The sequence below is a fragment of the Mucilaginibacter endophyticus genome (assembly GCF_003351025.1).
In the GTDB taxonomy this organism is placed as follows: domain Bacteria; phylum Bacteroidota; class Bacteroidia; order Sphingobacteriales; family Sphingobacteriaceae; genus Mucilaginibacter; species Mucilaginibacter endophyticus.
The window spans coordinates 477,761-497,214 of sequence record NZ_QPCG01000004.1 but is presented as its reverse complement, the minus strand read 5'-3'; the positions used below and the strand labels follow the sequence as shown (position 1 = coordinate 497,214).

Annotated in this window: 18 protein-coding genes; 12 read left to right on the top strand and 6 right to left on the bottom strand. The window is 41.1% G+C overall.

The genetic code is table 11. The features are described from left to right. The first annotated feature begins 400 nt into the window (after positions 1-400). Positions 401-1,363 (top strand): heme-binding domain-containing protein, encoded by a 963-nt coding sequence (locus DUL71_RS19040; protein ID WP_114939584.1) that lies wholly within the window; start codon positions 401-403, stop codon positions 1,361-1,363. Positions 1,364-1,366: 3 nt separating this feature from the next. Next, a complete protein-coding gene (locus tag DUL71_RS19035; RefSeq protein ID WP_114939583.1) occupies positions 1,367-1,843 on the top strand; it encodes a hypothetical protein in 477 nt (158 codons plus the stop codon). 115 nt (positions 1,844-1,958) lie between these two features. On the opposite strand, the gene DUL71_RS19030 is transcribed toward DUL71_RS19035, so the two are convergent. Next, positions 1,959-3,452 (bottom strand): TonB-dependent receptor, encoded by a 1,494-nt coding sequence (locus tag DUL71_RS19030; RefSeq protein WP_114939582.1) that lies wholly within the window; start codon positions 3,450-3,452, stop codon positions 1,959-1,961. A gap of 340 nt (positions 3,453-3,792) precedes the next feature. Between DUL71_RS19030 and DUL71_RS19025 the strand changes: the two genes are divergently transcribed. From DUL71_RS19025 to DUL71_RS32200, 7 genes are all read left to right on the top strand, one after another. After that, positions 3,793-4,047 (top strand): hypothetical protein, encoded by a 255-nt coding sequence (locus DUL71_RS19025; RefSeq protein WP_154402434.1) that lies wholly within the window; start codon positions 3,793-3,795, stop codon positions 4,045-4,047. A gap of 100 nt (positions 4,048-4,147) precedes the next feature. Beyond that, positions 4,148-4,468 (top strand): ArsR/SmtB family transcription factor, encoded by a 321-nt coding sequence (locus tag DUL71_RS19020; protein WP_112568216.1) that lies wholly within the window; start codon positions 4,148-4,150, stop codon positions 4,466-4,468. 1 nt (position 4,469) lies between these two features. Continuing rightward, a complete protein-coding gene (locus DUL71_RS19015) occupies positions 4,470-4,937 on the top strand; it encodes an SRPBCC family protein (RefSeq protein ID WP_114939580.1) in 468 nt (155 codons plus the stop codon). Between the two features lie 9 nt (positions 4,938-4,946). Then, the gene (locus DUL71_RS19010; protein WP_114939579.1) at positions 4,947-5,336 is read left to right on the top strand and encodes a DoxX family protein; all 390 of its coding nucleotides are present in this window, start codon (positions 4,947-4,949) and stop codon (positions 5,334-5,336) included. A gap of 8 nt (positions 5,337-5,344) precedes the next feature. Next, a complete protein-coding gene (locus DUL71_RS19005) occupies positions 5,345-5,923 on the top strand; it encodes a YdeI/OmpD-associated family protein (RefSeq protein WP_114939578.1) in 579 nt (192 codons plus the stop codon). A 191-nt stretch (positions 5,924-6,114) separates the two neighbouring features. Next, positions 6,115-6,666 carry a DUF4256 domain-containing protein gene (locus DUL71_RS19000; protein ID WP_114939577.1) on the top strand — a complete coding sequence of 184 codons (552 nt, stop codon included), beginning with the start codon at positions 6,115-6,117 and terminating at the stop codon, positions 6,664-6,666. Between the two features lie 114 nt (positions 6,667-6,780). Further along, positions 6,781-7,377 carry a hypothetical protein gene (locus DUL71_RS32200; protein ID WP_161964467.1) on the top strand — a complete coding sequence of 199 codons (597 nt, stop codon included), beginning with the start codon at positions 6,781-6,783 and terminating at the stop codon, positions 7,375-7,377. 14 nt (positions 7,378-7,391) lie between these two features. On the opposite strand, the gene DUL71_RS32035 is transcribed toward DUL71_RS32200, so the two are convergent. The 4 genes from DUL71_RS32035 to DUL71_RS18970 form a co-directional block, all read right to left on the bottom strand. Then, positions 7,392-7,595, bottom strand: a complete 204-nt coding sequence (locus DUL71_RS32035; RefSeq protein ID WP_112568232.1) for a hypothetical protein — start codon at positions 7,593-7,595, stop codon at positions 7,392-7,394. Between the two features lie 591 nt (positions 7,596-8,186). After that, positions 8,187-8,687, bottom strand: coding sequence for a GNAT family N-acetyltransferase (locus DUL71_RS18980; RefSeq protein ID WP_114939574.1), 501 nt, complete (start codon positions 8,685-8,687; stop codon positions 8,187-8,189). Between the two features lie 201 nt (positions 8,688-8,888). Continuing rightward, positions 8,889-9,368, bottom strand: a complete 480-nt coding sequence (locus DUL71_RS18975) for an OmpA family protein (protein WP_114939573.1) — start codon at positions 9,366-9,368, stop codon at positions 8,889-8,891. A 51-nt stretch (positions 9,369-9,419) separates the two neighbouring features. Next, positions 9,420-10,829 (bottom strand): Wzz/FepE/Etk N-terminal domain-containing protein, encoded by a 1,410-nt coding sequence (locus DUL71_RS18970; RefSeq protein WP_114939572.1) that lies wholly within the window; start codon positions 10,827-10,829, stop codon positions 9,420-9,422. Between the two features lie 611 nt (positions 10,830-11,440). Here DUL71_RS18970 and DUL71_RS18965 point away from each other — a divergent pair. From DUL71_RS18965 to DUL71_RS18955, 3 genes are all read left to right on the top strand, one after another. Further along, entirely contained in the window at positions 11,441-12,490 is a 1,050-nt protein-coding gene (locus tag DUL71_RS18965; protein WP_114939571.1) for a hypothetical protein, read from the top strand. Between the two features lie 412 nt (positions 12,491-12,902). Beyond that, entirely contained in the window at positions 12,903-14,132 is a 1,230-nt protein-coding gene (locus tag DUL71_RS18960; RefSeq protein WP_114939570.1) for a site-specific integrase, read from the top strand. Positions 14,133-14,218: 86 nt separating this feature from the next. Continuing rightward, the gene (locus DUL71_RS18955; RefSeq protein ID WP_114939569.1) at positions 14,219-15,589 is read left to right on the top strand and encodes an RNA-binding domain-containing protein; all 1,371 of its coding nucleotides are present in this window, start codon (positions 14,219-14,221) and stop codon (positions 15,587-15,589) included. A 243-nt stretch (positions 15,590-15,832) separates the two neighbouring features. On the opposite strand, the gene DUL71_RS18950 is transcribed toward DUL71_RS18955, so the two are convergent. Then, on the bottom strand, positions 15,833-19,390 hold the full coding sequence (locus tag DUL71_RS18950; RefSeq protein WP_161964466.1) for an ABC transporter permease: 3,558 nt from the start codon (positions 19,388-19,390) through the stop codon (positions 15,833-15,835). Positions 19,391-19,454: the final 64 nt, after the last annotated feature.

Below are 19,454 nucleotides of genomic sequence, written 5' to 3'. Positions count from 1 at the left end.
AGTTTATTCGGATATGATAATTAGATTGTTGATGGTGAAAACATTGCAAGTATCGACTCACCCCGGCATCGCTGCGCTCGCCACCCCTCTCTACGCAAGCGTAAAGAGGGGATTTTAACTTGTTTTTTCTTACCCTCTTTGCCCGGAGGGCAGAGAGGGTGGTCCAGCGCAGCGCAGACCGGGTGAGTAAACTATACGGCCTGTCATTTTCTGTTGCTGTCTAATGATGGGCTATTACCCTCCCAAGGGAGGGAATAAAACAATGGTGCACAAAAACCGCTTGTTTTGTAGTTTCAACTTCCTTTTTTACCCGTTTAACGATTGTTTTCACCTGCTCAACTAATTGTGATATTCATTGTTAGTGATTGTACTTTTCTTTGTATCACAAAACCGAAAGGCTATGAGAACCAACAGAAAACCTTTGTATCAACGAAAAGTATTCATTATTATCATGATTTTATTCCTGGGCTTTGTGGGTATCCAGTTTGTACGCCCCGATGTCCCTAATCCACCCGTAACCGGCGACCTGGAAGTGCCTGCCGATGTGAAGGCCATTGTTCAGCGTGCTTGTTATGATTGCCACTCTAACAATACCAACTTACGCTGGTATGATAAGATAGTCCCGGTTTATTGGGGTGTGGCTTCGCACATCAAGGATGGCAGGGTCGATCTTAATTTTTCAGAATGGAATAAACTCGCACCAGCTGATCAAAAAGCAAAACTTTGGGAGTCCATCAATCAAATTATCTCCGGGGCCATGCCTTTGCCAAGCTATACGGCGGTCCATACCGAAGCCAAAGTATCACCGGCCGACCTGGCTGTGTTGAAAAACTATCTTGCAAGTATGGTTCATAGTAAGCCTGCCGATACTGCTGCTATCAACGCGGCAGACAAGCAATATCAGCATTGGGAAAAAAATGAACCGGCTATCACCAAATTGCCAACAGCCGCCAACGGTATTGCTTATATCCCCGATTATAAAAACTGGCAGCCCATCAGCACCACCGAGCGCTTTGATAACAATACCCTGCGCGTGATTTTTGGTAATGATATAGCCGTAAAGGCCATCAAAGAAAACAATATACACCCATGGCCAAACGGAGCCATATTTGCCAAAGTGGCCTGGGCGCAATTACAGGATAAAGACGGAACTACGCACACCGGAGAATTTAAACAGGTTGAGTACATGATAAAGGATGATAAAAAATACGCGTCGACCTATGGCTGGGGATGGGCAAGGTTTAAAACACCCAAAATGGTTCCGTACGGTGGCGCCAATGTATTATTTACAAATGAGTGTATGAATTGCCATAAGCCAATGGCCGCCGAAGATTTTGTATTTACCCAACCAATTAAACATTAACCTATGAAAGTATTATATAGTTTACTTGCAGCTTGCACGCTAATGCTGGCGGCCTGCTCAGATAATAAGCCGGTTGAACTGTACAACACCAAAGCCGCACTGCCATCGTCGCCTAAATATAACCTCGATGGGTTGAAGGTAATTACATCGTTCGTTAATAAAACAAAAGGAACGGCTTCAACGCTTTATGGTAATGATCTGGCACTAAAAGCTGCCATTGAGGGGAATAAGATAATTGCCGGAAATGAGATTTTTACACTGGTAACCTGGAAGCAGCAAGAAGATGATCACTGGTTTGGCGCTAAGATCCCATCAGATGTTGAATCGGTTGAAGTGGTTAAAACGGCTTCGTCGGGCAATACTGTGGCTGTTAATTATCAGCAGCTAAATGGTAAAGCGCTCGACCTAAAAACAGATACTTCAGGCCAGGCCGAAAGGATTAAATACATCCTTGGTCAAAAGCCGTCGGTTTTGCCGTAGTAATTAACTCGTTTTATAAATAAAAACAAAGCAGGGATGGTGAATTAATTCATCATCCCTGCTTTATAATATGGATACTTGCTCAATCGGCCTTAAGCCTTGGGCTTTCTGCTTTTTAAGCGATATCAATTTCTGTACGATCACCATCCGTCGGAGGGGCATCAAGTGCTTTTGCCGGCTCCAATCCGGAAGCATAACCAAACAGGCGGCGTTCTTTTATGATAGAGGCCACTTCGGCAGGTACAAATTCTTCCCAGCCATCGACCCCTTGTTTTATCAACTCCAGCACATTGTCGGTTTCAACGTTAAGATTGTTTTCGTTATAATGCCTGATATCCTCTATCTTATTATTAGCTATCAGGTAGCGATACAAGTCTATCAGGTGCGGCGGCAGGTAAAAACGTAAACAGTTCCAGATTACGCCATCGCGCAGGGTAGGGTATATGAATAATTTTACCTTACGGCTGAATAGTGTAGCAAATGATTCCAAAATACCACCCGGCAGATCTTTATAATGCTCTTCAGAGAAGATGTACTCCAGGTTAGGGAAGCCGAGTACAACGCCCATTTTAAGTTTGGTGATCTTTGACAGGTAGGCCACCAGCTTATAATACTCATGGAAGTTGGAGATCATTACCGTTTGCCCCAGTGAGCCAAGGATGTCTACCCGGTCAAGGAAGTCCTTTTCATCGATATCGGCATTGATATCGGCGTTACGTTCTTTAAGGGCCTGTAGTGTGAGCTCGGTAACTACCACTACATTTTCCTTGTCAACATCCGATTCCTGCAGGAATTGCTTAACGCCGGTGTTCAACATATCCATGTGCACATTAATAACCGGGCGGAAACGACCGCGCACCATTACGATGTGTTTTTTGTACAGAACTTCTGAAGGCTGAAGGTTTTTACCATCCGGCCCGAACAGCGCAGCATCCGAAAAACCGTATTTTACCAGGTGAAGGCTCATGAGGCGGTTATCAACCTTGGTAAAGTTTGGCCCTTCAAAGCGGATCATGTCAATCTGGATCCTGTCGCGCGAGAGGTTATCCATCAGCGAAAGCAGGAATACCGGCGGAATCTCATTGTAATAAAAGCAGGCATACATCAGGTTTACACCTAATATGCCTACGGCCTGCTGCTGCAGGTTATTATCATTATCCAGCAGCTTAACGTGAATCACCACATCATTATACTGCCCATTCGGTTCCTGCTGAAAGCGTACGCCCATCCAGCCGTGGCCTTCGTTAGTTTTGTTGTAGTTAAGGGCCGATATCGTATCCGCGAAAGCGAAAAACGTTGATGTATCACCGCGTTGTGCGCCAAGGCGCTCAATGATAAGGCCGTATTCGTGGCTAAGCATAGCCATTAACCGTGGTTCGCTCACATAGCGGCGACTTTGTTGTACGCCATAAATGGCATCTGAAAAAAGCATGTCATAGGCCGACATGGTTTTGGCTATTGTGCCGGATGATGCCCCGGCTTTAAAAAAGTTTGCTGCTACGTCCTGTCCTGCTCCAATTTCGGCAAATGAGCCATAAATTTCGGGGTTAAGATTAATGGCCAGTGCTTTTTGCTTGGTCCCAATATCTTTATTGTGAATGGCATTCATACCCATAAATTATTATAGTTTACTGTTACCAGTAGTATAACCTAAGAAGACCTAAAATTACACTTTTTTAGGCGAAGGCGTGTTAAGAATGTATTACAAAATAAGTAAAGCCTCATTTTATTACTTTCAGAAAATAAATTAATGTGTTTTTGACAGGTTATCGCGGCGTGCTGGAAGGTTTGTGGATCAATAAGATATCTTCATGCAGCAGCGCTGAACAGGCGGGTTTGCCCTAATCAAAAACTGAACAATCTGAACAGCCCTCTTTTAGCACTCATATGTTTAAATTTATATGAATGCAAAAGTTTTAAATCACAGGTTATTTAAATCCCTTTCAGAAATGGATCTAAAAAGCGGGCAAATTGACGTTTCGTTCATGCCCATATCAAACAGGTACGGTTCAGCCGTTATTGAAAATAAAGTAACGAAACAGGTATATCACTGCAAATTTGTTGAGATTGGTTCAACGTACCGCATAACGGCCGTGATGACAAACGGAAAATCATGGTTTGGGCCGGAAAGCCATTTAATGGCTGCCAGGATGCTTGCTTCTCCATTGGATGAAGTACCGATATTAAAAGTGGTCACCAATTAAACTACCCTTTCCCTAAAGTTATTAAGGCGTCGAAAAAAATGTTAAAAACATTTGCGTAGTTAAATGGCTACATTTATATTTGTAGTCAAATAGCTACACGATGAATTTAAGACGAGACGTATTCCAGGCTATAGCCGATCCAACCCGGAGGGCTATCCTTTTGCTTGTGGCCACCCAAGCCATGACTGCCGGCGTAATTGCATCCAATTTTGATACCGCCCGGCCCACTGTTTCCAAACACCTGCAAATACTTACCGAGTGCGAATTGCTTAAACAGGAGCAAAACGGCAGGGAGATCTATTATCATATCAATGCTGAAAGAATGAAAGACGTAGCCGACTTTATTGAGCCCTTCCGCGCTATGTGGGAAGAGCGGTTCAACAAATTAGAAGATATCATGAAAAACTATAAAGGCAAATAACATGGAGAAGAAAACCAAAATTGACGCCGAAAACGGCAAACAGGATTTAACCATAACCAGGGTATTTGAGTTACCGGTCGAGCTGCTTTTTAAAGCATATACCGAGGCCGAAATTGTTGAGCAATGGATGGGAACCAGGGTGCTGAAGCTGGAAAATAAAAAGCACGGCAGCTGGCTGTTTGAAACCAAAGACCCACATGGTAACGTGGTTTTTAAAGCCAACGGAACCGTTCATGAGTTTATACCCGACCAAAAAATTACCCGCACGTTTGAAATGGACAACGCGCCATTTGATGTACAGCTGGAGTTCCTGGAATTTGAAAAACTTACCGACGATACCAGTCGGCTCAATATGCATGTGGTGTACAGGACGCCCGAGCTCAGGGATCAGATGCTGAAACTGCCTTTTGAATATGGCATAAACATGGCGCACAACCGTCTGCAGGAAGTATTAAACAAATTGAAATAATAGCCTGTTATGAAAAGAAATAAAATTATTTACTGGATTGCTACCCTTTGGCTTGCCTTGGGGATGATATCAACCGGGGCGGTACAGTTAATGAAAATGAAATCGGGAGCAGGAGGGGCCGATAGTGTTGCCCGTTTGGGTTATCCCGCTTATTTTCTGACGATATTGGGTGTCTGGAAAGTTTTGGGCGTTATAGCGGTGCTCATTCCTAAATTTCCGGTGGTGAAAGAATGGGCTTACGCAGGTTTCTTCTTTGCTATGTCGGGAGCGATTTTTTCGCATCTTGCGGCGGGCAATGCGGTGAATGAGATATTTCCTGCTTTGCTTTTACTGGTACTAACAGTAATTTCGTACTATTTCAGACCGGTTGACAGAAAGATGGGCCCGGTTTATCAATAATAAACAACATGAACCCTAAGGTTGATTTTTATTTTAACGAAGCCGAAAAGTGGCGGGAAGAAATAGCGCAATTGAGATTGATTGCCCTTGATTGCGGATTGACCGAAGAATTGAAATGGGGTTGCCCATGTTATACCTACCGCGAAAGCAACATTGTTTTAATACACGTATTTAAAGAATACTGCGCGTTTTTATTTTTCAAGGGCGCGTTGTTAAGCGACACACATCAGATCCTGATCCAGCAATCGGAGAATGTGCAGGCAGCCCGGCAGATCCGGTTTACCAATGTTGAAGAGGTAACCGAACGAAGGAGTATCCTGAAAGCCTACATTTATGAAGCCATTGAGGTGGAAAAGGCAGGCTTAAAGGTAATCCTGAAAAAGACAGAAGATTTTGTCGTGGCCGACGAGTTTCAAAGCAAATTAGATTCGATTCCGGCACTGAAAGCCGCATTTGAAGCCCTGACGCCAGGCCGCCAAAAAGCCTACCTGCTGCATTTTTCGCAACCCAAACAATCATCAACCCGGGAAGCCAGGGTTGAGAAATGGATGCCTCAGATTTTAAATGGCAAGGGGTTGAATGATTAATATAAGATACATATAAAATAAAAAAAGCTGACTTGTGCGAATCCCTCCCTTGGGAGGGTGTAGGGAGGGGTTTCAGCGCCGGAATTGTAAAGCCGTGTAAACCCCTCCCTGCCACTGCTCGTCCTCGCACACCCCTCCCAAGGGAGGGAATGAAAAAGATTATCAACCATTAAACCATAACCACCAATAACATGAAACTATCACCAGAGCAACAGCAGGAACTTATTGGGATATTGAAAACCCGTTTTGAGAAAAACATGAACCGCCATGCCGGTATGGAATGGGCCAAAGTACAGGCAAAGCTGGAAACCAATGCCGAAAAGCTATGGTCGCTTAATGAGATGGAAATAACCGGCGGCGAACCGGATGTTATTGCTTATGATGAAAATAGCGGCGAATATGTTTTTTATGATTGTGTTGCCGAAAGCCCCAAAGGCAGGCGGAGTGTTTGTTACGATCATGAAGCGTTGGAAGCCCGGAAAGAATATAAACCCGCAAACAGCGCCGTTGAAATGGCGAAGGATATGGGTATTGAGCTTTTAAATGAAGAACAGTACCGCGAACTGCATAAGCTGGGAAAGTTTGATACAAAAACATCAAGCTGGATAAAAACACCTGATAATATCAGGAAACTCGGCGGGGCTATTTTTGCCGATTATCGTTACGATACTATTTTTATTTACCACAACGGTGCCGAATCATACTATGCTGCCAGGGGGTTCAGGGGGATGTTGAGGGTTTAATTTCTTCACAGTTATTGCACAATTTACTTTTCGATACCTTTTTTAAGTAACCTTTTGTGCCATTGGTTGTTGTGTATGCGCTTGTCCTTCATTGGGTGATCAAAACACATACCTATGGCAGAAAATACTACACTAATTGTAAGCGCATTTTCGGGACTTGCCGGAGCGTTGATTTCACAAATGCTTACCGGTCTGTTTGCCTATTTGGGCGATAAGAGGAAAGCAGATATCGACCTGAAAAAACGCTACCGGAGCAAACAGGTAGAAATAGCCGAAAGCTATTATTACGTCACCGGCGAAACGATGTCTATTCTTAAAAAAAGTGTTCAACTATGGAAGGGTCGGAGTATTCCCCGCAGTGAGGCCAGCTACCGCTCAATGACTGAAAGTTTGAAGGAGGCCGATGCTCAGCTCAAAAAAATGAATATCGACAACTGGAAACATAACCTGATCGGTTTGTACTTTAACATATCTCTATCCTATGATGAACTGATTGCCGCCAATAATAAATCGCATGAGCTGTATCTCAACGTGCTGGACCTTGCCGATAAAATAAAAAACTCGAATGATGACGAAACCCGGGAAAGATATATCGGCCAGTACAGCGTTGGCATTTTTGATTTGTGCAGCCAGTATGATACCGTTTACAATATTCTTGCCGGTGATATGGAAAAAGTTAAAGTGGAATTAATGAAGAGTTTTGAATTGTAGTGAGTTGGTTGTAATTATTTATTTGACTGTAGTTTTCCGTTGATATTATCGCTTACATGAACTACAGACATACTGCATTTGGTCAGCGCTTCCCGTACCCTTTCCAGCTCGGCTTTCATGCCATCTAAATGGAAGTTATATTCTGTTTCCAACTGCTGAATAGCCTCTAAAATGCGTCGTTCGCCTGCTAATAAAATGTCGTATTCTGTTGGCTTCATAGTGGTAATATTTGTAATCGCTACAATCAACCAACATTTGATATTCACATATAGGTTGCTGTAACAGGATTTAATTGCGCATGCCGCTTTAGGGATGTGATTAAGGTGCGGCGTGTTTAACAAATGAAAACTTTTAGATCCCATTATCAAAACAGAATCGACGATTAGTGTGAATGTGTCGATGAATGTGGATTGCCGGAATTTGAATATTTTATTGTGTTTAAAAGACGCAATAAATGCAACCCTGCAACAAAATTATCGTAATAGGCTTAAAATCAGAAAAGAAGGCGGGAGATGTTTGAACATTCAGAGGGGAAAATTGAGTTGTTAAAGAAGCAAGTTTTGATTAATGCAGATATATTTACGGTTATGGAGGCCGACATGGAGGCTTTAACCGACAAGATTAGGCAAGTGACACGTAAAGAGCTAAGCCCAATCTCCTTGTGCAAGTTATACGGGTTTAAAGAAACAAAGTTTAAGCCATCATTACATACACTTAATGTGCTGTCAAACTTCTGCGGATACGAAAGCTGGAAGAAGTTTTGCGAATTAACTTAGTCAATAAAAAGCGGGCCGCGTAAGCTCTTGTACTTAACCAACTCTTTTTCCCAGGATTTTTACCCCCCTTTCCTGGTTATCCAGGACAGCTATATTAGGGAGGTTTCCCCACTCTTCAAATCCAAAGTTTTTGAATAGTCGCAAACTGGGCTCATTATGCGCGAAAATAAAGCCGACCAAGGTTTTTATTTGAAGCGATGGTGCAGCAGCAATACAGTGTTCAAGTAATTTTTTTCCAAGCCCTTTGCCCCGATGGTTGGCATCAATGTAAATGCTGATCTCGACGGTTGCATTGTAGGCCGGTCGCCCGTAGAAGGATTGAAAGCTGATCCAGCCAACAACATTATGGTTGCCATCCTCCGCTATCCATAAAGGCCTGGTATGACCATGCTCATAAAACCACCTTTTCCTGCTCTCAACAGAAACGGGTTCGGTATCAGCGGTTGACATCCGTGATGCAACGGTTGAATTATATATTTCAACTATTTTGCTTAAATCGGCTTCTGTGGCATCTCTAAACTTTATCGGCTCCATAACATATCATTTAAACTTCCTTTGTCCAAAGGTAGGAGGATAACATATGCGATAAAATGCCGATTTGTTATCTGTTAATGCGTGGGTTGCATTAATGGGGAGGGAATTTAAAAATGAACTGACCCTGTAACCGATTAAAAACAAAAACGGCTGATCATAAATCCCGATCAGCCGTTTTGCATTACTACGAAAACACGATGTTTAGTTTGTAAAGTGGATTTCAACACGCCTATTTTTCTGCCGGCCGGCAATTGTTTTATTTGATGCTACAGGATGGGTATAGCCATATTCGGTAGCTGCAATACGTGCCGAATCGGCGCCGTTTTGTACAAGATATGTTTTGACTGCTTCGGCCCGTGCTTTTGACAACATCCAATTGTAAACGTACGCGCCCTTGTTATCAGCATAGCCGCCCAGCTTGAGCGAGGCATTATTGTCTTTCATCAGTTTAGCCACATTTTTCAAGTTGTTGTGGGCATTATCCGGGATGGTTGATTTGTTGAACCCAAACTCGATGTTTTTGATTTTCATGTTGGCCAATGCTTTCGGCGATAGCTTCTTAGGAGAATCGTCTTTTTTTGCGCCTGGTTTATCCGGATTCCCTGCCATTGCGGCGAAGGTTACCAAACAAAACAATACGGCTAAAGCCGTTGTGATTGATTTTAAATAATTCGTTTTCATGGTTTTAATGTTTATATTTTAATTAATACTCTTCGTTTTGAGATTTTGCTTTTAATGAGCGGTCTGTCTTTTAGATATAAAATGTTCATTGATTGCCAGCAACAAAGAGGGCAATATCAAACCTGCCAATAGTGCTAAAAGATATATTAACAATGTTCTCGGAAGCATCGATTCCCGGGTGTCCGATTTCTCAATTATAGTAAGGCTTAGGTCAGTCCCCGGTGTACCAGATCCATTTATTAGCCTGGTATATTGTTGCTGCTTGTTTTTGATAACTGCGTTTACCTGGGCCATGGAGTCATTTAATTGCTCGGATAAAAAGGCGCCTACAGATCTTGTCCATTTAGGCTGGCTGCTGTCCCTAATCCGCTTGTCCCTGAACGTTATGGCATTTAAAAGTTTTTTCTGTAATGATCCGATCTCCAAATTGAAAGCGGACGCGTTTGCATCGGAATCACGTAGCTGTCGCTGTTTTTCAAGTTGCGCGTTATTAAAATCCGTTATTAATTTTTCGATGTGACTGTCGCCAACATCATAGCCGTCGGGGATTAAAACAAAGGTGTAGAGGGGTTTGGTGAGATAGGGTTTAATGGCGTCAAATGCGTCTAAAGCAACTTTCTCTTTTTCGGATGTAACAGTTGGTATCGTTTTTCTTATGTGGTTCAGCACGTTCTGCTGCTGCCGGTATTTGTTTGCAATTGCCTTATAATATGTTATGCTATCGTTTAACTTAGGGATTAATGAATTGTCAATAGCCGCAGTTTTACCGGTTAAGCTTGTTTTCGCGTGTCGGTTGTTTATAATTTCTATCAGCTTATTTAAAAAGGCCTGACCCTTTTGAGCATTATTTACATTTATACTCAGTTCAAAACTGTTACTGCTTAAAACTTTTGCATTCAAATTTTTACCAAACTGTTCAGTCAAATTAGCAAAGGGCGTGATTTTAAGTGTTAGCGGAGGTAGTGTTGGTTTAAAAGCAGGACCTTTTATTATGGTATAATTTAAAGAGCCATATTTAACAGGATGATATAACGGCACATCTGTAAGAACGTTGTTTTGATCGATCCTGCAGACGCTGCCATTGATTAAATTAATAGTGATTTCAGTGGGAGAATTATAGGTACTCCCTTTGCCAAGCATAAACTTAATGGGTAACGAATCTCCATAGAGTTCCGTTGTTGTAAAAGTGCCTTTGCGATAGTAGCTTACCTGAAGCTTTAGCGCTTTAACGGCATTTTTTATCGCAGCTTCAGACCGTAGTTCGTTGATTGCGGTAACCGGTAATTGCCAGTTGTTGGATATGGCCACTTCTACCCGCACTTTGTATTTGGGTGATGAAAAAAGCAAATAAGCAGAAGCTGCTAATACAAATACTGTAACAGAAGCAATAATGAGATATTTGTTGCGGAATAAAAGACCTGAAATATTCCCTCCCGGACCTTTGTTGTGATCCTCGTTCATAGAATATTGATTTTGTTAATTGTAAATATCTGTAATTTAGAATGTTATCTATTTTGAACAGATGCGTTAATGGTTTGTTTCTTAGACAGATGCTGGTATCGTCGATTTTCATAGTGCTTCACATTTTGTTATAGCTAAGCTTCTCAATTCCACCTCAAAAATTGTAAAGCGCTATACACAACATTTAATGGTCAGCTTATCGATGATTTTAGTTCGCTGGTTGTTTTTAACCGATTGATTATCGTGGCCATAGGTGTTTAATGTTATAACGAATTGCAGCGTATCAAAGAGGGGAATAGCTATGAAATATCTTAAGCTTAAAAATGGAGAAACGCATATCTAATCGGCAACACACTTGGTAAATGTGCTCTTTCAGCCGCTAAAGCGATGCTTTTTACGTGGCTACACCAAGGCTTTTAATGGTCTTGGGTATTGATGTACCTGGTAATGAGGTTTTAACAGGTGGCTGTTTTGGCTTGGAACCAATTGGTCATTTGCCGTACCTTTGGCGGCGAAGAGCGGGCTTGTTTTGCAAAAATGTGTCCCACTTTATTGAATAGCCAAGCTTAAAGCAAGCACTGGATTAGTACTAACCTAAATCCGATACACGAATGCAACCTGCTGTGAATAAAGCATTATACGGAACCTTTAATATAGATATGCTGCCCGCAGAAACTATTGATGTTTCTGATAAAATCAATGATTATGTAAGTGGCGATGTTATACGAATACCGAAAGATTTGGTCTTTCATAAGGTTTTTGGATCGGTTAATGGCAATGATAAAAAATATCTGCAAATATCTATTGGTGATCGGGTTTACAACATTCTCGAAGATCGATATACAGAAGATATAACCATTTCGTTCGCGCAAGCGGAAAGTACAATAAAGATCATATATTATTTTTTTACCAGTCCGCATTCAAACTGGCGCGCCATCCTCGCAGGGCAGCTATTTCAATTAAAGGGTTACGGGATTTTATCCGAAGCGGAGTTATATATTCATGTAACCGATACCAACAACTATACAACAGAAATAAAGGAGATCATAGGCAAAATTACTCCTTCGGCAATAGTAAGCGTTTCTACAATCAATCAATTTGAATATCCTGCATTTAAATTAATGCACGATTTAGCAAAACAGGATCCAAAGAGCACTTTTTTATACTTTCATAGTAAAGGAATGACACATAACCTGCATTCCCGCTCACTTGAAGAGATCCTTTTGTTTACAAAAACGTTTGAAAACTGGAGGAAAAACATACAGTTATTAAATAAAGAAGATAAGCAAAAGGCGGGACTATTCCCGTCGGAAGAAGGGTGGATCTGGTTTAACTTCTGGTATGCAAAAGGGGCGTATCTGGCTAAATGTGAAGAGCCGGAAATAACAGATTACCGATATTATTATGAAGCCTGGCTTGGCCGCGCTAACCCAGAAAAAACAGTACCACCAACCGATTGCCTTAATCTTTATAAAATTAAAAATGCATCTAAGCATTACTTCTCGGCTGCCGAAGCTAACATATATAAGGTAAACCTTATGGAAAAATTCTTCTCAAAGGACAAAGAGTTTAAAATTGTACGAACACCGGCTATGATACATACCCAGCTAACGATAGATTCGTTTTTTAAACAGTTTAAAAAGTTGGTTAAAAGAGACTGATAAGACTTAAGCGGGACTATTGTAGATAAGCTGTTGGTGTTTTGAGGATTTACGGTATATAAAAAGTGGCGCCGTATGCCATAAACTTTAAAAACAGAAAAGCATATCCAATCGGTAAAACTACCTATCAAATATGCTTTTCAACGACGGATTCAAGTCGGGATGGCGGGATTCGAACCCACGACCTCCAGCACCCCATGCTTACTTGTCTCTCTTTTTGATTTATCAAAAACCGCTTAAATTCGCTTTAAATGCACTTTTTATGTTTTTCGCTATTGTATTTTGAGTTAAATTTAGCTATTTTAGACGCAATTGTTAGACCTATGTTAGACCTAATTTTGTTCAAAAAATGGCCTTAATTTGTCCAAAATGCAGTTTTTAGTGTTTAAAAATAATTAATGTTAGACCTATTATGGCAATTAACATCAAAATAATTTTAAGAATTAATAAGACCCTCCCTAATGGCGAACATCCCATCGTGTTTCGAATTACCGAGGAAAGGCGTAATTATGAGCTTTCTACGAAAAAGTCATCATTGTTAAAAGACTGGGATGGGCGTACCCAGACGGTGCACACAAGCCATCCCAACCACAAGCCTATCAATGCTTTATTGAACAATATTAAAGTTAAAACAACACTATATTTCGCAAGTCTACAGGACGACCAGCAGTCCCGTGTTGGTGCTATAAAAGAAATAGTTGCGCGGTTAACAGGAGCCATACAGAAAGCGCCAACTAAAAAGCTACTGGAGTTTTTTGATGACGAAATTAATAGATTGAAGAGCATGGATAGATTAGGATACGCTTCTGTACATGTAATGACCAAAAACCGTTTAAGCAAATTCATGAACCATATCGACATGACTTTTGAGGATATCGATTTGAATTTCATTAGAAGATTTGAGGATTGGATGATAAAGAAAGATATCGCTGTGACAACTAGAAGTATTGACCTGCGAACATTCCGTACGGTATGGCGAAACGCTATAAAGGAGAAGCATTGTAAAGAAAATCACTACCCATTCAAAGATTTTGCTTTTTCTAAATACAATAATCCGAAAACGAAGAAGCGGGCTATCACCCAGGAGCAGTTTAAAAAAATTGCGAATCTTGAATTAGATGATGATAAACTGGTAAACTCCCGTAATTATTTCCTTTTTAGCTATTATTGCCGGGGCTTGAATTTCACAGACCTGGCGAACTTGAAATGGACAAATATCATAGATGGAAATTTGAATTATATCAGGGCCAAGACAAAAGAACAATTTGATTTTAAATTACACCCCGAAGCTTTACGCATTTTAGCCTTTTATAAGTCAATGGAAGGCAATAGTGATGATGGCTACGTTTTCCCAATACTTTATAAACGACACGCTTCTGTTCGCTCCAAACGAGACCGTCGGATGAAAATTCTTAAGCGCGTAAATCAGGATTTGAAAATAATTTCGAAAAAAGCGGAGATAGAGAAAAATATCACAACTTATGTCGCCCGGCATACCTATGCTACAACACTCAAAGCAAAGGGATTAACCATTGAAGAAATAGGAAAAACCTTGGGACATGACAGCACAAAAACAACAGAAATATATCTTGATGAAATCGGAGATCCGTTATTTGATGATCGTATCAATGATAGTATTTGACTTTATATCTTTGTAGGATAACCACTTCTAAACAATACTTTAGATCATCAATTGCATTTTGGGATGGATACACTTTAAAAGATTTCATGCAGGAAGACAATAAAACAGAATTTAAAAGTAACTTTTCGGAGGGTGTAATTGAAAGTTTGGTAGCCTTTGCAAATACCAAAGGAGGAAAGGTGCTTATTGGAATTGACAACAATGGCAATCCTGTTAATAATTTCATCATCGGCTCAGAAAGTCTTCAAACTTGGGTTAATGAAATTAAAAATAAAACTCAACCCAGCATAATCCCCGACGCTGAAGTTATTCAAATACAGGGAAAAAATATAGCATCCCTGTCGATTCAGGAATTTCCGGTTAAGCCGGTCGCTTTTAGGGGGCGCTATTTTAAACGGGTGAATAATTCCAATCATCAATTATCTGTGATTGAAATCGCAGACCTCAGTTTACAATCACTTCAAATTTCATGGGATTCCTATCCTGCACATGGCAGAACAATTGCCGATATTGATTTGGAGAAGGTTGAAAAGTTTGTCAAAAAAGTAAATGAAGCCGGTCGCTTTTTGTTGGAAGATAACACGATGGCTAATTTGGAAAAGCTGAAATTTATTAAAGGGGACACTATCACTAACGCTGCTTGGCTTCTTTTCGGCAAACAAGCCACTGGATACAACATCCATCTTGGGCGATTTAAAACGCCAACTTTCATTATTGACGATAAGATGCTGAATGGCACCTTGTTTGAAATGGTCGAGGAAACCATGCGTTACCTTATTTCTTGGCTTAAAGTTGCCTTTGAAATTAAAGGCATGCCGACGCAAAGGACTGAGATATTCGAATACCCATTACCCGCTTTGCGTGAAATAGTATTGAACGCTTTAATCCACCGGGACTATTTAAGTCCTGCTGATGTACAAATAAAAATATTTGATAATAATATTACTTTTTTCAATCCTGGTAAGTTATATGGAGATCAAACGGTTAATGATTTAAAACAAGACAGTTATCAGGCATTTGCTCGTAATAAGCTCATCGCAGAAGCATTTTACCTTACCGGCGATATAGAAAAGTATGGGAGCGGTTTTTTAAGGATCAGGAAAGAATTAAAGTCTTATCCATCAATGGACCTGTCATTTGATGAAGTTCCAAACGGATTTTTAATTGCCTTAAGTTATAAAGAGCAAAAAATCAGTACAAGTCTGCTTAATGAAAATGAGGGATTAAATGAGGGATTAAATGAGGGATTAAATGAGGGATTAAAATCATTGTTGAAAATCATCGTTAGAAATCCTGGCATACAAGCTAAAGTTTTGCCATCATTTTTGGAAAACAGGCCTTTGAAAACAATTGAACGTCAAATTAAAGAATTAGTGTCGCAAAATCTTATTGAACGGCGAGGAAGCCGTAAAACAGGCGGTTATTTTATAATTGCCGACCCGATGGAAAACAATTAGTTATCACCGAACGCCTAAGGCGGTTCCAAAAGCTTTATTTATGAGAATAACAATGTTATAATTAATTATAATATTGTTGGCTTGTATCTTAATTCAGAGACTTGCAAGCTCGAGCCCGTTCTCAGAATCAAGAAATCGCTCTTGATCTTCGAACTCCGGCCAGTTTATGATCAAAAATGTCTAATCGGATTGGAATGGCCCGGTCAATCCGGAAACTGATTTGCGGCCCGAAATCTTTAAGGCCTACTCATTACGCAAACTTTGGGCAGGATTGGCCAGTGCTGCTTTGATTGCAGTATAACCTACTGTTGCCCATGCAACCAGCATTGAGCCAAGAATGGTTATGATAAAAAGCTCAGGTCCCAAATTAATCCGGTAAGCATATTGCTTTAACCAATTTTGCATAAAATACCAGGCTATTGGCGCAGCAAGCAAAAACGAGATACCAATCAGCAAAGTAAATTCCCGTGATAGCAGAATGAGTATCGAGCTTATGGGGGCACCCAGAACTTTTCTTACGCCGATCTCTTTTTTTCGTTGAACCGCCATAAATGTTACCAACCCATATAACCCCAAGCAGGATATAAATATCGCAACGGCTGCAAATAGCTTATAAAGTTGCGATAATTGGGTCTCCTGCCGGTAATAAGCTGCAACATCCTGATCAAGGAAACTGTTTGTAAACGCGAAATCAGGATAATATTTACTCCACATTTTTTCCATGGCGGCAATAGCAGGCTTTGCCTGCATCATTTTAAGTTTAACGCTGGCCATGCCATACTCCAATTTATAGGTTGTTAGTACTACGGCTCGCATGCTGTCACGCAATGAGGCAATATGAAAGTCTTTTACCACGCCCACGATAGGTCGCTTAATGCCCGCCACAGCTATCGTTTTGCCTATGGCGTTTTGAGGGTCACGGTACCCAAGTTTACGGGTCACATATTCGTTTACAACAAATTCGCGAGGTGTATCAGAGTCTCGATAGGGGCGGCCTGCGACAAACTGCAAATGAAACAGGCTAAAAAAACTGGTGTCGTTCATTTTAAAGGATGTAATCATATTGGGCGCTTTACCTACGTTGTCAGGTGTTCGCAAGTCGGTAAACCGGCCACTGCCAATAGGCGCCCCATTACCGAAACTTATTTTTTCGATACCCGGGATCTTCATTAATTCATTTCGCAATACCGTTTGATTGGTGATACCTACACTGTCCTGCGGAAGTTGGGCAGTTAAAATGGCATCCTTGTTGAAACCCATATCAGCCGAATTGACATACCTCATCTGTGACACTATCACCAACGTAACAATAATGAGTGCCTGTGCTGTAAAAAACTGAAAAATAACCAAGCCACGGCGCAGCGAAATACCTCCCTGTTGTGCATAAAGTGTACCTTTTAATACACGCGCCGGGTTAAAGCCAGACAGCAGAAAAGCTGGGTAAAACCCGGCTAAGAGGATCACCGAAGCCAACGCAGAGAAAAGAAAGAAGACCATATTACCCTTGTACAAGGCGGAAATAGAAATTTGGATTTCCAGCAAATTATTAAGGGCCGGTATAAGGAGTAGCGCAGTCACCAGGGCTATGAAAAATGCGAAGCAACTCACAAGCGCCGCTTCGCCCAGAAACTGCAGGATCAGTTGACGGCGGTTACTGCCCAGTACTTTACGTACCCCAACTTCCCTCGCTCGGTTTACGGCTTGTGCCGTACTGAGATTTATAAAATTTACACAGGCTATTACCAATAGAAAAATGCCGATGGTGCTCAATACAATGATGAGGTTATCGCTGAAAACCCGCCCGTCAAATGTGCCGTAACGCGCATCAAAGTGCATTTCATTTAATGGCTGTATCGAAAGAAAATAATATGGATTCAGAGGTTTGATATATGTATCGGAATATTGTTTAAGCTCACGTTTGAAGACTTCAGGTGAATCGTTCTCATTTAATTGTACAAAGCAGTAATTATCTTCTTCAATATAGCCCCAGTCGCTCATGAACTTTTTCAGTTGCGCATAGTCCTGATGGGTAGCATAGGATAATACCGCTTTAATCGGAAAGTCGGTATTTGCCGGCAAATCTTTTAAAATACCACATACCCGTACCAGTACGCCATCCATCCTTAACATTTTGCCTGTAGCATTCTGCCAGCGTCCGAAGTATTTATCACCAAGGCTTTGCGTTAATAAAACATTCCCCGGTAATTTAAGCGAGTTTCGATATTCGCCCGCTACGATCGGGAAATCGAACATGTCAAAAAACTGCGGTTCGGCGAAAAACATACCGTGCACTTCTCTAAATCTCTTAGTAGCGCCATTTCCATTGTCGCCAATAATGACCTGTACAAAATCATCAGGAACAATAGCTCCGGCATTAGCTAATTTCGGAAAGTTGCTTCTCAAACTTGGAGCTACCGGAAACGGCACACCCATACGGTATTCTTCATGCATCGTGTTACGCGCAACGCGTATCAAACGGAATAACTGTTTTTTATGAATATGAAACTGATCAAAACTCTGTTCATAACGAACCACAAGAAAAATCAGGAGGAACGCGGCAAATCCCACGGCAAGGCCTGCAACATTTATCGCAGAATAAGTTCTGTGGTTAATAGTATTGCGCCACGCAATCTTTAAATAATTTCGAAACATAATAATACGGTAGCTTTTTTCACGAGACCATTTAAACACGGTATCATGATGTAAAACTACCGGCCTGTTTTTCTGAAAACGTTCCATTTTAGAAAATGGTCGCCCTTTTTTAAGCTCATTCTTATACTCGACGGGGCTTTTTCCGGTTATTTCTTTGAAAACGCGGTTAAAAGTTGTTTTGGAATTGAAACCCGATTCATAGGCTATGCCCAGGAGGGTAATGTGATTATAAGCCGGGTTGAGCAATTTGGCTATCACATCGCGGATGCGGTATTCGTTGATCAAATCGCTGAAGTTTTTTTTGAGTCCTATATTGATAATCCGTGACAATTCATGGGCTGGTAAATTCAGTTGCTCAGCCAAAGTGCCAACACTTAAATCAGGGTCCTGATACAACTGTCCGGCTTCAATCTTTTCTTTTAGCCGAGCTCCTTTTTGCTTTAAAGCTATTGAACTGGATGGTTTTGGAAACAATGGGGCACCGGTAATTGCATCAGTTTCTGATCTGAAAAATACTACTACACCCATCCTGATAGCTGTCAATCCAAAAAGCAAATTTAGCGGGTAGTAAACGTAGCGACCTAACGACATGTGGAAATTCCAATAATCAATAGCCACGAGTGGAATCCATAACAATAGCGCCAAACCTAAACTTACCAATTGTAGATTCAACCAACGCCATTGATACCGGTGACGGTCTCCTTCTTTAAATCGTTGATCATCATAAAATCGTTCTATCAGCCGGTGAGATAGATACAGGTAAGTGCCGACGGATATGAATGTTAATGGTTTTAATATGATCTCAGTATCAGGCAACCAAAAAGTCTGCCCTAAAAGAACGGGACAGAAATGCAGCAGGTCTTTCATACGAAATTGTCGTGATGTCCAAATAGTTTTCCGTACGTAAAAATAGATCAGCGGGCCAAATGCAAGCGAAAGTTCCGGTAGCTGTATTCGAGGTTCGATATCAGTACACAATATTCCGCCCAACCCAAAGGCGAGCACAGCCAAAGCCATAGCAAGAAACCGCTTTGCCGGATGATTATCGCTTTTTACAAACCATAGCTGTATGGCAAAAGTCAACCCAACAAACAGCATTCCTACCAGCGCACTGTTGTACAAGTTGATATGGAACATATATAAACTCAAAATAGCAGACGTTTAAATCGATGCCTAATTTAATAAGACCTTGCACATTTTCTTGTTTCTTCTT

Excerpts from the sequence above, each read along its gene's own strand:
- DUL71_RS19040 (WP_114939584.1), top strand. The coding sequence starts at position 401 with ATGAGAACCAACAGAAAACCTTTGTATCAACGAAAAGTATTCATTATT.
- DUL71_RS19035 (WP_114939583.1), top strand. The coding sequence starts at position 1,367 with ATGAAAGTATTATATAGTTTACTTGCAGCTTGCACGCTAATGCTGGCG.
- DUL71_RS19030 (WP_114939582.1), bottom strand. The coding sequence starts at position 3,452 with ATGAATGCCATTCACAATAAAGATATTGGGACCAAGCAAAAAGCACTG.
- DUL71_RS19025 (WP_154402434.1), top strand. The coding sequence starts at position 3,793 with ATGGATCTAAAAAGCGGGCAAATTGACGTTTCGTTCATGCCCATATCA.
- DUL71_RS19020 (WP_112568216.1), top strand. The coding sequence starts at position 4,148 with ATGAATTTAAGACGAGACGTATTCCAGGCTATAGCCGATCCAACCCGG.
- DUL71_RS19015 (WP_114939580.1), top strand. The coding sequence starts at position 4,470 with ATGGAGAAGAAAACCAAAATTGACGCCGAAAACGGCAAACAGGATTTA.
- DUL71_RS19010 (WP_114939579.1), top strand. The coding sequence starts at position 4,947 with ATGAAAAGAAATAAAATTATTTACTGGATTGCTACCCTTTGGCTTGCC.
- DUL71_RS19005 (WP_114939578.1), top strand. The coding sequence starts at position 5,345 with ATGAACCCTAAGGTTGATTTTTATTTTAACGAAGCCGAAAAGTGGCGG.
- DUL71_RS19000 (WP_114939577.1), top strand. The coding sequence starts at position 6,115 with ATGAAACTATCACCAGAGCAACAGCAGGAACTTATTGGGATATTGAAA.
- DUL71_RS32200 (WP_161964467.1), top strand. The coding sequence starts at position 6,781 with ATGGCAGAAAATACTACACTAATTGTAAGCGCATTTTCGGGACTTGCC.
- DUL71_RS32035 (WP_112568232.1), bottom strand. The coding sequence starts at position 7,595 with ATGAAGCCAACAGAATACGACATTTTATTAGCAGGCGAACGACGCATT.
- DUL71_RS18980 (WP_114939574.1), bottom strand. The coding sequence starts at position 8,687 with ATGGAGCCGATAAAGTTTAGAGATGCCACAGAAGCCGATTTAAGCAAA.
- DUL71_RS18975 (WP_114939573.1), bottom strand. The coding sequence starts at position 9,368 with ATGAAAACGAATTATTTAAAATCAATCACAACGGCTTTAGCCGTATTG.
- DUL71_RS18970 (WP_114939572.1), bottom strand. The coding sequence starts at position 10,829 with ATGAACGAGGATCACAACAAAGGTCCGGGAGGGAATATTTCAGGTCTT.
- DUL71_RS18965 (WP_114939571.1), top strand. The coding sequence starts at position 11,441 with ATGCAACCTGCTGTGAATAAAGCATTATACGGAACCTTTAATATAGAT.
- DUL71_RS18960 (WP_114939570.1), top strand. The coding sequence starts at position 12,903 with ATGGCAATTAACATCAAAATAATTTTAAGAATTAATAAGACCCTCCCT.
- DUL71_RS18955 (WP_114939569.1), top strand. The coding sequence starts at position 14,219 with ATGCAGGAAGACAATAAAACAGAATTTAAAAGTAACTTTTCGGAGGGT.